General features: G+C 42.3%; 9 protein-coding genes. 4 read left to right on the top strand and 5 right to left on the bottom strand.

Annotated elements, in window-relative coordinates:
- Positions 1-311 precede the first annotated feature (311 nt).
- The 4 genes from HNW13_RS15300 to argC form a co-directional block, all read right to left on the bottom strand.
- Positions 312-1,535 carry an argininosuccinate synthase gene (locus tag HNW13_RS15300; protein ID WP_101084820.1) on the bottom strand — a complete coding sequence of 408 codons (1,224 nt, stop codon included), beginning with the start codon at positions 1,533-1,535 and terminating at the stop codon, positions 312-314.
- A 93-nt stretch (positions 1,536-1,628) separates the two neighbouring features.
- Positions 1,629-2,534, bottom strand: a complete 906-nt coding sequence (locus HNW13_RS15295) for an ornithine carbamoyltransferase (protein ID WP_192113977.1) — start codon at positions 2,532-2,534, stop codon at positions 1,629-1,631.
- 14 nt (positions 2,535-2,548) lie between these two features.
- A complete protein-coding gene (gene argB / locus HNW13_RS15290; RefSeq protein ID WP_192113976.1) occupies positions 2,549-3,328 on the bottom strand; it encodes an acetylglutamate kinase in 780 nt (259 codons plus the stop codon).
- Positions 3,329-3,358: 30 nt separating this feature from the next.
- Positions 3,359-4,339, bottom strand: coding sequence for an N-acetyl-gamma-glutamyl-phosphate reductase (gene argC / locus HNW13_RS15285; RefSeq protein ID WP_101084817.1), 981 nt, complete (start codon positions 4,337-4,339; stop codon positions 3,359-3,361).
- A gap of 263 nt (positions 4,340-4,602) precedes the next feature.
- Here argC and argE point away from each other — a divergent pair, with 263 nt between their 5' ends.
- The 4 genes from argE (at position 4,603) to HNW13_RS15265 (ending at position 12,336) form a co-directional block, all read left to right on the top strand.
- Complete coding sequence (gene argE / locus HNW13_RS15280) at positions 4,603-5,754, top strand: acetylornithine deacetylase (protein ID WP_011635680.1); 1,152 nt, start codon at positions 4,603-4,605, stop codon at positions 5,752-5,754.
- 152 nt (positions 5,755-5,906) lie between these two features.
- Positions 5,907-8,555, top strand: coding sequence for a phosphoenolpyruvate carboxylase (gene ppc / locus HNW13_RS15275; RefSeq protein WP_101084816.1), 2,649 nt, complete (start codon positions 5,907-5,909; stop codon positions 8,553-8,555).
- Positions 8,552-9,091: a DUF1439 domain-containing protein gene (locus HNW13_RS15270; RefSeq protein WP_162022032.1), complete on the top strand. Its 540-nt coding sequence runs from the start codon at positions 8,552-8,554 to the stop codon at positions 9,089-9,091. Before ppc ends, HNW13_RS15270 begins: the two co-directional genes overlap by 4 nt.
- Before the next feature lie 185 nt (positions 9,092-9,276).
- Entirely contained in the window at positions 9,277-12,336 is a 3,060-nt protein-coding gene (locus HNW13_RS15265; protein ID WP_192114178.1) for a DUF2339 domain-containing protein, read from the top strand.
- A gap of 50 nt (positions 12,337-12,386) precedes the next feature.
- On the opposite strand, the gene HNW13_RS15260 is transcribed toward HNW13_RS15265, so the two are convergent.
- Positions 12,387-13,661, bottom strand: coding sequence for a CinA family nicotinamide mononucleotide deamidase-related protein (locus tag HNW13_RS15260; protein ID WP_192114177.1), 1,275 nt, complete (start codon positions 13,659-13,661; stop codon positions 12,387-12,389).
- Positions 13,662-14,071 lie beyond the last annotated feature (410 nt).

Here is a 14,071-nt window from a genome sequence, read left to right as displayed (position 1 = left end):
TTATCGTTCAATAATGTAGATAACCTGAACTCGGGATAAGAGATGAGAAGATAATATTAAAGCTCAAAATCTTAATCATTGCTCTCTATCAAACTTGTCATTTGCTTTACTAACAAGACGAATTGACGCGTCAATAGCTAGCTATTGCAAGTCGATTCAACGTAGTTAGCAAGGCAAAGGGCTGTTTGAGAGTCGTTTGTTATCCCGAGTTCAGGTTGTATAATATTCTCTTTCTTGTAATGACTCTCTGTTTGCCAAAAGTCATTATAAGAAAGGCGCTTTGCAGCGCCTTTATATCGTTGCCGTTTACTCTATTTAGTGTTTAGCGCGCGAATACGGCTCGCTAAAGAATATAAACGGATAAAGCCTTCAGCGTGTTTTTGATCGTATACGTCATCTTCGCCAAACGTTGCGAAAGCTTCTGAATACAAGCTGTTTGGCGAACGTTTTTTAACGGCTGTCGCTTGGCCTTTATACAGCTTAATCACTACGTCACCATTAACCGATTCTGCTAATGATTCTGACGCTGCGATAAGTGATTTACATAAAGGGGTAAACCAACGACCGTCGTACACTAGGTGCGACATTTGCCCAGCAATTTGCTCGCGCCACGTACGGCTAGTTTTGTCTAAAACTAATTCTTCAATGGCACGCAGACCAGCAAACATTACGGTGCCGCCTGGTGTTTCGTAACAACCACGAGACTTCATGCCCACTAAACGGTTTTCGGTAATATCGATACGACCTACACCGTGTTTGCCAGCAATGTCGTTTAGCTTCATAAGTGCAGCATATGGCGATAATGCTTCGTCATTTACATGAGTCACACGACCATGCTTAACCGCTAACGAGACATATTCAGGCTCATTTGGTGCATCTTCTGGTGCTACTGTTAATGTCCACACGCCTTTTGATGGCTCGTTCCATGGATCTTCTAACTCGCCACCTTCGTGCGAAATGTGCCATGCGTTGGCATCACGGCTATAAATTTTGGTCGCTGAAGCACTGGTTTTGATATCACGCTCTGCAAGGTAAGCCAATAAGTCTTCACGGCTACGCATTTCCCACTCACGCCAAGGCGCAATCACTTTTAAGTCTGGTGCTAATGCAGCAAAACAACCTTCAAAACGAACTTGGTCGTTACCTTTACCAGTACAACCATGACATACCGCATCAGCGCCGACTTTACGCGCGACTTCTACTTGCGCTTTAGCAATAATAGGACGCGCCATTGACGTACCTAACAAGTATGTACCTTCGTAAATAGCACCCGTTGCAATAGTTGGGTAAATATAATCAGCAACAAACTCTTCTTTTAGATCGACGATATGGCACTCAGAAGCACCTGACGCTAAGGCTTTTTCTGTTAAGCCAACGAGCTCTTCTTCACCTTGGCCGACGTCGGCACAAAATGCGATGATTTCACAGTCGTCATAAGTTTCTTTTAACCACGGGATAATAGCCGAGGTGTCTAAACCACCTGAATATGCCAATACCACTTTTTTAACACCGTTTTTTTTCACTGCATTAGACATGTTTATTTCCTAAAATCGATTACGTATATTTTCAATTTAAATAACGCCAGAGGCACTATTGACTTAATCTTTTGAATAACTTAAATAAGGTGACTAACTTAATAAGGTCACTAATACTGCATTTTGCGCATGCATGCGGTTTTCTGCTTGATGTAAAATCAATGAACCTTCGCCATCCATCACTTCATCTGTCACTTCCACACCACGATGTGCTGGCAAGCAATGCATAAAGAATTTAGCACCAGCTTGAGCCATTAGCTCACTATTAACTTGGTATGGTGCAAAACGGGCTTTAATGTCAGCAAGCGGTGTTTCATCACCCATAGAAATCCATGTATCGGTATAAATAGCATCATGGCCTTCAATGGCATTAATGTCTGCACTTAGAGTTAACTTGCCACCATTTTGCTTTGCTAACACCTGAGCTTCTGTCACGATTAGTGCATCAGGGAATGCCCCTTCAGGGCAAATCACTGTCATGGTCATGCCTAAAATCGCTGCACCATAAATCAGTGAGTGGGTGACGTTATTACCATCGCCAACATAAGCCAGTTTTGCTTGGCTTACGTCATCAAATTGCTCTGATAGTGTTAAAAAGTCAGCTAGCGCTTGGCATGGATGGTACAAGTCAGACAAAGCATTAATCACCGGCACGCTGCCATGTTGAGCTAATTGTTCTATGGTGGTGTGCGAGTATGTTCTTGCCACAATAGCATCGGCCCAGCATGAAATGTTTGTCGCAAAATCAGCTACCGTTTCGCGTTGTCCCAACGCACCATTTTGTTGGTCTAAGTATAAGCAGTGACCACCTAATTTATTAATGCCAATGTCAAAGCTGACTCGGGTGCGCAGTGATGGCTTTTCAAACAGCATCACAACGCTTTTACCATCTAAGGCGCGACGGTACTCAGCGGGATTATTCTTAATTTTTTTAGCCAGATCAATGATGGCTAAAAGCTGAGATTGAGTTAACTCTTTTATCGACAATAGGTGCTGCATATACTACTACTCCATTAAGGTTGTATTTGAGTCCCGACGGACCCACCTTTGACTAAGGTTTTTAACTGTTCGGCATCGCGCCATGAAGCAACTTGCACGGGTTTACCCATCCATTGAGCAACTTCCAATGCGGCTTCTACTTTGACTTTCATGCCTTTCTCAATCACCCCTTGGGCAACAAGATGTTCAATTTCACTTTTGTTTAAACTCTGTATTAACTGACCTTTACCATCTAACACACCCGATACGTCTGACAATAACACCAACGTACCGTTAACTAATTTTGCTAAGGCTGTTGCGGCTTGATCTGCGTTGACGTTTAACATTTCACCTTGGCTAGAAATGGCAATCGAGCTACAAATTGGCATCCAACCTTGGCTTAAAATAAAGTTTAAGTAGGTCGCGTCTTTTGGCTCAACTTCGCCTACGAGTCCTAAACGCTCATCTTTGATTTTTGCAGTAACAACATTGCCGTCGCCTAAGCTCATGCCTACGCTAACAATGCCAGCTTTCGCTGCAGCTGCTTGTAAAATTTTGTTTGAGGTACCTGCTAGCGCACCAACAATAATAGGAATTTGATCTTCTGGCGTAACACGTAAACCGTCTAATTTAACCGTTTCTTTGCCATTAGCGGTTAATTGCTCATCAACCAAACAACCACCGCCATGGACTAATATGACTTGTTGACCCGCAGCAAGCATTTCGGCTGCTGCAGCCATTAAACGCGCCATGCCCATTTCGCATTGAAGCAACGCACCACCGACTTTTAAGACTAATACTGATTTTGTAGCCATTATTTTTATTCCTTAACTAATGCGAGTTAATTACACACCGAAATGGATTTTAATGCACTGTAGACCTTGGCTAGCAGCACCTTTCATTAAATTGTCTATCGCACTGGCGACCACCAAATAACCGCTGTTGGCATCATACTTCCAACCTAAATGACAATTGGGGGTGTTAACCACATCATCAACTTTAGGGAATTGATTGTGCTTTACTGTCACTATTGGCGCGTTGTCGTACACGCTATACGCTTTAGCGACATCGGCTTCTGTAGTGCCTGGTTTTAGTTGCACGGTAATGGTTGCCAAAATACCACGCTTAAAGTTGCCTAAATGCGGCGTAAAAATAACTTCCTGACCTAAATGTGTCGCAATCTCAGGCTGATGTCTGTGACCCAATACACCGTATGGCGTAAGGCTAACTTCGCAGAAACTGGTATGTAACTGTGCTTTACGACCTGCACCTGTTACACCACTCACGGCATTAATGACTGGATACATTTCAGTTAAGAATGGTTTAAGCGGTTTTAGTGCAGTAAGTGATGCCGTAGGATAACAACCTGGTACAGCAATCATTCTTGTTTGTTTAATTTGTTCGCTGTTCCACTCTGCTAAGCCATACACCGCCTGAGCTAATACATCAGGGTGAGTATGTTCAAAACCGTACCATTTTGGATATTGCGCCACATCGGCAAAACGATATGCACCGCTTAAGTCAAATACCGCTAAACCTTGCTGGTAAAACCATGCGGCAAGCTCTAGGCTAACTGAATGCTCAGTCGCTAAAACCACGGCATCGGCTTCGGCAACAATTTTCTTTTTAGCGTCATCTGATAACGGCGAAAGCGTATAAGCCATGTGACTATATGTAGGGTAAAGGTCGGCTAATTTACGGCCTTTATCTAAACTGTTTTCCGACACATACAACCCTTGAACGCTGAAGTTGCTGTCTGCGTTAATTAACGAGGTAATTTGTGCACCGGTATAACCACTGGCGCCAATAATTGCGATGCTTTTCATAAGTTTGTTTTCTTGTTAAATAATGAGAGAAAGTGTCAGCATAGCCTATTTAGACGGGGGCCGCCTAATTTTGGACTATCGTCGCAGGAAGTTCGCGTTGATTATTGATATAGTGGTTTTAGCAGTAAGAAAGCACATGTTTATTTTCATTTCTATCGTTCTATTTATGGTGTCGGTTAATGCTGTTTGCTAGACTATCACACAATATTAATTATGCAATATATGTGAATAAGTATTTTACATATTATTTTTTAGGATAACCCATGAGCACACTACCAGATCTAAAAAGTTGTTTTACACAGCTGATTGCAGCGCCATCAGTCAGTGCACTCGAAGCAGAACACGATATGAGTAATCATGCAGTTATCAACTTGTTGCAAAATTGGTTCAGTGAGCTGGGTTTTGAATGCGAAACCCCCACGGTAGAAGACTCACGTAATAAACAGAACTTGATTGCCAGAATCGGCAGCGGCAGTGGTGGGCTTTTACTTGCGGGCCATACAGATACCGTGCCCTTTGACGAAGGCCGTTGGAGCCAAAGTCCATTTGAGATGGTTGAAAAAGACAATCGTTGGTACGGCTTAGGCACTTGCGACATGAAAGGCTTTTTTGCATTAGTACTCGAAGCATTAAAAGACATGCCACTTGATCAATTCAAACGTCCGCTGACTATTTTTGCTAGTGCAGATGAAGAAACCACCATGAGCGGCGCTAAAGCATTTGCCGACTCAAAAGTTATCGCACCTGATTATGCGGTTATTGGTGAACCCACCAGCTTAAAACCTGTCTATATGCATAAGGGGCATTTAGCCCAAGGGATCCGCGTAATTGGTCGAAGTGGCCATTCGTCTGATCCTGCTCGCGGCTTAAATGCTATTGAAGTCATGCATAAAGTCATTAGCCAATTAATGAAGCTAAAGCAGCACTTAAGCGAGAACTATCGCGAAGATGCGTTTACTGTACCCTACCCAACCATGAACTTTGGCCATATTCATGGCGGTGATGCCGCTAACCGTATTTGTGGTTGTTGTGATTTACACTTAGATATTCGCCCTTTACCGGGAATGGAGTTAGCGGATCTGGAATTAATGGTGTTGAACTACTTATCTGACATCAGTAAAGAGTATCCTGGCAGCATAAGTGTCAGTACTTTGTACCCAGGCGCAGAATCGTTTGCAGGAAAAGCAGATAATCCATGGACCAAACTCGTTGCAGAATTGTCTGGCAACGAAGCAGAAGTGGTCAACTATTCAACTGAAGCACCTTATATCAACAAACTAGGTTGCCAAACTTTAGTACTTGGGCCGGGCAGTATTAACCAGGCCCACCAACCAGATGAATTTATTGGCTTAGAATACTTAACGCCAACGGTAGAATTGATCAAAAAAATGATTTTTCATGCCTGCATTAAGTAAACATCAATAATCGGTGAAAGTTAAATCAAAATGTAACTTTTTTACGAAATAAAATTACAAAATACAGTGCCTGCGTATTGACCGATTTTGATACGCTGGGTATTGTGATGTAAGAGTTATTGGCAAAATCGTTCTTTTTTTCGGGAGTAAGTATGACAGAGCAAACGGCAGATATGTATGCGTCACTTCGATCAAATGTGGGGCATTTAGGCCAGATATTAGGCGAAACAATGCAAAACCATTTAGGTGATGCATTTTTAGAAAAAGTAGAACAAATTCGAATTTTAGCAAAAAAATCTCGCCAGGGTGACGAAGCCTCTCGCGAGCAAATGTTGGCATTATTAACCGCTTTACCAGACGAAGAACTGGTTCCTTTCGCCAAAGCCTTCAACCAATTTTTAAACTTAGCCAATATCGCAGAACAATTTCACACCATTAGCCGTAATTGCGACGAACTCGTGTGTGTGCCCGATCCAGTAGAGCAACTACTTGGACGCATGCTTGATACTGATTTAGATAAAAAAGATGTAATTAAGAGCTTAAAAAACTTAGACATCGATTTAGTATTAACAGCGCATCCAACCGAGATTTCACGCCGCACGCTAATTCAAAAATATGCGGCTGTAGTTGATTGCTTAACGGAACAAGAAAACAGCCAACTGACGGATCGCGAACGCCAACAAAGCACTCTGCGTCTGCGTCAGCTTATTGCCCAAATTTGGCACACCAACGAAATTCGTAACGAACGCCCAACTCCTGTAGATGAAGCACGTTGGGGTTTAAGCACTATCGAAACGTCTTTGTGGCAAGCTATTCCTGACTTTCTGCGTCAACTCAATGATCAAGTTGAGCAAAAGACCGGCCAGCAATTACCTATTGATGTCTCTCCGGTGAGATTTTCAAGCTGGATGGGCGGAGACCGCGACGGAAATCCGTTTGTAACGTCTCTCGTCACCCAAGAAGTACTCGATCGCAATCGTCATGCCGCAGCAAGATTGTACTTAAAAGATATTGTGAGCTTGCTTGGCGAATTGTCGATGGAACAAGCGAATGCTGAATTGTCAGCGTTAACAGATAACAGTAAAGAACCGTACCGCGATGTGTTACGCAAATTACGCTGCCAATTACGTGACACCATCGATTACCTTAATGCACGTCTTGAAGGTAAAAAACCTGACGTTGATACCAGCGAGCTAATTTGGCATAAATCAGATTTGCTTGAACCGCTTGAACTGCTTTATAAGAGTTTGACCGATTGCGGTATGAAGCTGATTGCCAATGGCCTGTTACTCGACATATTACGTCGTTTAGCGTGTTTTGGTATTCACATGTTACGCCTAGATATTCGTCAAGATGCTACCCGCCATAGTGACGTGATTGCTGAACTGACTCGTTATTTGGGCATGGGTGATTACAACCATTGGGACGAAAATGAAAAACAAGCGTTTTTACTGCGCGAGTTAACCAGCAAACGTCCACTGATCCCAACAAATTGGAAACCGACGGATGATGTCGCTGAAGTTGTCAGAACCTGCAACTTAGTCGCCCAGCAGCCTGTTAATGCACTGGGCTCTTATGTGATATCAATGGCCAGCAAGCCATCTGACGTATTAACCGTATTATTACTGCTAAAAGAAGCCGGTTGCACTAATCCAATGCGCGTAGTGCCATTATTCGAAACCCTCGCTGACTTAGAGGGGGCCGCTGACTGTATGACTTCGCTACTAAATATTGATTGGTATCGTGGTTACACCAAAGGCATGCAAGAAGTGATGATTGGTTATTCTGACTCAGCCAAAGATGCTGGTGTGATGGCAGCAGCCTGGGCACAGTATCGCGCACAAGAGCAATTAGTTGCTGTGTGTAAAAAAGCTGACGTTAAATTGATGTTGTTCCATGGTCGTGGCGGTTCTATCGGCCGTGGGGGCGGACCAGCTCATAAAGCCATTTTATCGCAACCACCAGGTTCGGTAGATGGTCGCATCCGTGTGACAGAACAAGGCGAAATGATCCGCTTTAAGTTTGGCTTACCAAAATTAGCGGTACAAAGTTTAGCGCTATATACCTCAGCGGTATTAGAAGCGACATTGTTACCACCACCGGAGCCTAAAAAATCGTGGCGTGATTGCATGCAGCGTATTGCTGAAGAATCAGTACTGCATTATCGCGGCATCGTACGTGAAGAACCGGACTTTGTTGAGTATTTTAGATCTGCCACACCAGAAGTTGAGCTCGGTAAGTTGCCACTAGGCAGTCGCCCAGCTAAACGTAAAGTTGATGGTGGTATTGAAAGCTTACGCGCGATTCCGTGGATTTTTGCTTGGTCACAAAACCGCTTAATGCTACCCGCTTGGCTTGGTGCTGGCGAAGCATTACAAGATGCGGCAGATCGTGGCGAGTTAGCATTATTGCGTGAAATGGAAGAGCAATGGCCTTTCTTTGAAACTCGTATTTCAATGCTCGAAATGGTTTACACCAAAGCAGAACCTAACTTAGCCAAGTACTACGAGCTATGTTTAGTGAAGCCAGAGTTACATCATTTAGGCGAGAAGTTACGTCAACGTCTGCAATTGGGTATTGAAGCAGTATTATCATTAACCCAAGCGACAGAGTTAATGTCACATACGCCTTGGAGCCGTGAGTCTGTTAAACTGCGCAACCCTTACATAGATCCACTTAACTTCTTACAAACCGAGCTATTAGCCCGTACACGTAGAGAAGTTGAACCGTCTGCAGATGTTCAGCTAGCACTTATGCTGACCATTGCCGGCGTTGCAGCAGGAATGAGAAACACTGGATGATAACCTTGGTTAAAACCCTTGGACTTGGATTGTTATTGTTACTAACTGGCTGTGCCAGTCAGTACAGTATCACCGAGTCTGAAATTGAGCAGTACCTGAATAAAGACATGCATTTTGAGGTAAAACAGGGCAACAAGTTAATTGGTGTATCACTTAAGCTAAATGATATGCAGGTCGTGTTGGGCGCTAAGCCAAATACTATGGCAGTGACAGCAGCAACAGTGATCACAGTTAACAACCCACTTTTGCCGATCCATGCAAAGCTGAAAACGACTTTTGAGGCAGTGCCTTGGTATGACAGTAATACCAAGAGTGTCTATCTTCGACAGTTAAACTTAGTCAAGGTTGAGTCTGAACCCGCTGATATTGAACGATACATCAGCCAGGCAACACCACAACTAATGGGATTTTTACGTAATTACCTTGAAAACCAGCCAGTGTATACCTTAGACACTCGCGACAGTAATCAAGCGCTAATGGCTAAAATGACCAAAGAAATTGCCGTACAACAGGGCAAACTGGTGGTTAAGTTTTAACGTTATAATCGTAGTAGCAGAAAGCACCTTAGGGTGCTTTTTTATTGCTTCAAACTCATCTACATGCACATCGAAAATAAAGGCTAAACATCTCAAGTATCAGAAAACTGAGCATTTCCTAATCAATCAGAACCACGTACAATAACTTGGCAATATTGGAGTGCATAATAATCATGGGATAAATGATGCCGTTAATGGATGACGTAGCAAAACTAAAAGCACAACTGGCGGAGTTTACTTCACAGCAAGGCGCTCAACAGGCCGATGTAAATAGACAATTGGCTCAGTTCAGTCAACAACTTGATGCTTTGGCCCAACAGGTACAAGCGCAAAATAATAATGAACAACCGATAGCCTTGCCTGCTGAAAACTTACATGCCCCAGTGCATGAGAGTCGAGAAAACGATTCGGGCGGCAGTATCGTAGCCGATAAACCTCAATACTCGTCTTCTGCTTGGGAGCGCCAACCATTAGATATAAGTCATTCAGCGTTAACATCATCTCTATCAGAACAACAAACTTCGGTAGTCACAAAGTCACCCGCTAGACAAAGTGCCCTAAGTGCGATGGTTACTCAATTAGCTGACGCTATCGGTGAGTTCAGTGCGTCAGCATTTGCTCCCATTTCTGGGTTAACCGAACAAGCAAAAGAATTCTATCAGCATTATCAAAGTAAAGGGTTAGGGCCTGTATTTTTGATGACGGTTGCAGGCATTATTACCCTGACATTAGGTTTTGGTTATTTACTGCAGTTTTCAATTAACAACTGGTTTTCAGAACTGGGTAAAGCGTTATTAGGTTTAGGCGTAGCAAATAGTATTATTGTTGGTGGAGTATTTATTCGGCAAAAACGCTCAGGAATGCAAGACTTCGGCTCAGGCCTAGTTGGCCTTGGGTTTATTCTTAATTATTTGTGCCTATATTTCCTTGGACCGTACTTTAATCTTATTCCTGATATTGCCTGCTTTGGCTTGTTATTGCTTAATACGATATTGGGTTATAGCTTATCGTTTAAACTCGACACCAAAGTTGTCGCGATTGTCGCTTTACTTGGCGGATCACTCGCGCCATTGATGCTACTTGATGGTGGCCAAACGCCGCTATTATACCTGCCTTATTTAATGCTTATCGGTATTTTCTCGATGGTACAAAGCCACAAATTAGCTTGGCCAATACTCATCGAAATTACCGCCTTACTCCATATAGCTTGCATACAAATACTCAGCTTATTTATTCAATTGCCGCTGTCTGTCATTGATTGGCAAACCGGCCTAGCAGTATTAATGATCAATGGGCTGTTCTACCTCTACAGTATTGCCAGCTTATTATTTGTCATCAAGTCTGCATTAACACCAAGGCTGCTAGCGGTTCCAATCGCACTTATGGTTTTTACTCTCTACACCCTAACGGAGTGGAGCATTTTTGCTGGTGAGCTATTTGCACTTAATGCATTGCTGTGTGGGTTGTTATATTGGGTAATTAAACGCGATAAAGATATTAGTGCCCTAGCCTTGGCTTTTGCCGGAAGCTTTGCTTGTTTTGCCGCACTGTTTTTACTCAGCGTCGAACTGATGGGTTTAGTGCTGTTATTAGAGGGATTATTGTTACTGTGGATTGGCTGTAAACAGTTGTTTAGCCCTATTAGAGCAGAAGCCTATGTCTTACTCGTACTAGGCATAATCGGCAGCTTTGCTAACGTCTTTGATGTGCTAGCTCTGTCACGCTATGACAATGATAGCCTATTAGGGTATCAAGCATTATTGAGCTTATCGATGGCACTTACCTGTGCAATGACTTTTGCAGCACAAAAGCTTCTTAGCCGCCATCAAGCTGATTTAATGCAATTTGAACACCTAGTAGTACGGTTTATCCGCGAGTTACTTGGAGTGCTCTATACAGTAACCTTGTTACTCATTAGCTTCTTTATCACCGAGCAATATTGGCTTAATACATTACCATTAATCAGCTTTTTACTACTGTACATGAGTGCTAAACACACCCTACGTTTTAGCGAAGTATTAGCCTGGTTATTGCAACTACCGTTATTAGGGTTAGTTATTTTTGGCATGATAGACGCTGATAGCCTTAGCTTTGCCGACCAAGCAATGAACGCTAAATTAGCCCGTTTTGAACTCTTTATCGGATTACTATTGGCGTATTATTGGTACAAAAAATATTATGCCAATGCCAAGTTAATCCACGTTGCTTACTATGTTCAGTTAGCATGTTATCTCACGCTACCATTACTATTATTGCCCAAAGTCATACGCAGCTATCCTGACTACATTGCTATCTCATTATGGTTAAGCAGTATGATGAGTCTAGGTTTGGCTTACTTTATTAATCACAAGAGTCTTCGCTATGAGTCGCAAATACTCACGGTATTAGCAACCATAGTTACAGCAGCAATGTGCCTAGCAGAATTGTGGCAAGGACTTGCTGCATTAACAATAGGATTGCTATTACTCGGATTAATTAGTGTACGCTATGTACAATTACCAAAAAAGTGGCAGCAAATTACTACGCTACAATGGCACATTGCTCCATATTATATTGCCTTAGTCATAGCCGTACTAAGTCAAACTCTCACTAACCTAATCCATCCATCATGGGCAATAACAGCGTTAATCATCTGTGGATATTTTAGTGTTATTACCGAAAGAAACACACGCATAGGTCAACATTTTAAGCAGGCCTTAGCACCAAGTTATAGCTTGGCGTATTTTGCTATTTTTGCTTGTGCCATTTTACCCATCCTATTTCACAGCGAAACACAACTCACCCTTAATATTGATAATGTTCTGACCAATTTAGCAGAGCTTGGAGTGCTGATTTTATTAGGTCGTTATTTGTTAACAGCAAGATTAGGTATTAGATCACACAGAAAAATTATCTCTTATGTCACGCTTAAGTGGGCTTGGCATGCTTTATTGGTGATAAGTTATTTACTGTGGAGCTATCAATTCGACCTAATTATTGCTGCACCAATGAGTGCAGTGCTGTTAGTTGTGCATGCTAGTGTGGTGATGTTTATAAGCTTACGGCCTCAACAAGCAAGCCTAGTCAGGCTAGCAGCATTACTATTTGCTTTGGCATGTATCAAAGTGATTGTTGTTGATATGGCGTCATTTGAATTAATTCAAAAAATCGTCGCCTTTATTTTGATTGGCGTTATTTTATTAACGGTTGCTTACTTTTATCAAAAAGCGAAAAACAGTCAATTGCCTGATGACCTTACAGCCTAGTCATTAAATCTAGCTTGCTTACACCAATGGTAAGCAAGCTAGAAATACACTTACTTGGCGAATCTAGGTATCGACGGGTAATCAACAATAACGGCTTCTTCAAGTAGTGCACGACGAAGCATATCGTAAGCAATTGCAGTACTCATACTTCTCACAAGCTGACGTGAGCGCTTTGGTAACTTGACCATTTGACTGTATACGCCATGTTTAGTTGCTAATGCTATAGCGACTGTTCCAACGGGCTTATCATCTGAGCCTCCGTCAGGGCCAGCAATACCACTAGTAGCTAAAGCATAATCACTATCAAGAATACCTCGTACGCCTTGCGCCATCGCCTCAACAGTAGCAATAGACACTGCACCATGATCATCTAAGATCTGTGGATTAACGCCCAGCACTTTCACTTTAGATTCATTACTGTACGTCACTAAACCATGATGCAAGTACGATGAACTCCCTGCAAAGTCGATCAATTGACAGGTGATCATGCCACCTGTGCAAGACTCTGCCACACTAAGACTAAAACCAGATTGGTATAATCGATGATGGATCTCTGCTGCTAATGTTGGCCGATTTTCAGCAACAACCGCACAACCTAATAAAGCTTTAACCTGCTTTGTTACATCAGGTAGCTGACGGATAGCTTTTTCACCACGAGCAAAAATCTTAATTTCAATGTGTGGCATAGATGAGCGATAACCTAACTCAATGCCTTGTGGCAAAGTGATGTCTGACAATGTATCTGCTAATGATGACTCACCGTGACCAATTGTAAGTAATTTTTCTAAAGCCGATTTTTGTTGTACACCAAACTCTTGAGTAATAAACGGAATAAACTGTTCAGTGATCATGTGCTTTAATTCAAACGGCACGCCTGGAGTAAAGAATAACCATGCGTTATTCAGCTTCACTCTAAAGCCACATGCTGTCCCAACAGGATTATCTACCATCACAGCAGAAGCTGGTAACCAAGCCTGCTTTAAATTACTCTTGGCCATTACACGATTATTACGCGTAAACCAATCTTCCAAATGTTCACGCCATTGCACATTTTCGACAAGGTCTTCACCTTTAGCTTTCGCCATGGCTAACGCAGACATATCATCACTAGTAGGCCCCAAACCACCATTAACAATAATGACATCAGCATGCTTACTGCGCTCTTGGAATGCAGCAACAAGGTCATCCATTCGATCGCCAACCGTCACTCGATGTTGCATCTCGATACCTAACTCCATCAAAGTATTCGCAACCCAAGCAGCATTGGTATCGACTATTTGGCCAGAGAGTACCTCTTCACCAGTACAAATCATTTCTAACTTCATCATTATTCCTAATCCCATGCTATTGGCACTTAAGTTAGGGGAGCAATATGTGAATGGCAAGACAATAGATCGCATTTATCCAAAATTAGCCAATAAAAGACTTAATGAATTACAACAACTCAACAGTAATATCTCAAAAATAGCTAAATTGATTATTTTGATATTGATTCAATGTATTAAAGTATTATCAAAAATGAAAGACAATACAAAATAATGTCGGAGAAATTACAAGGCCTATTGCCGCTTAATGAAACAGAAATGTCGCGGTTGATTTTTACATACGAAAAAGGCCTTTGCATTACAGCAAAAGCCTTCATCTTAAGGTGGCAGTGCGGACGCTGCTTATAATAAAGAATGAACTAGTCATCTGGCGTGACTGGTCACTTTCTATTGATTGAGAGTCAACCGTC

The sequence above is a fragment of the Shewanella sp. BF02_Schw genome, assembly GCF_014596695.2.
GTDB lineage: Bacteria > Pseudomonadota > Gammaproteobacteria > Enterobacterales > Shewanellaceae > Shewanella.
This window is presented reverse-complemented; position numbering and strand designations above follow the sequence as displayed.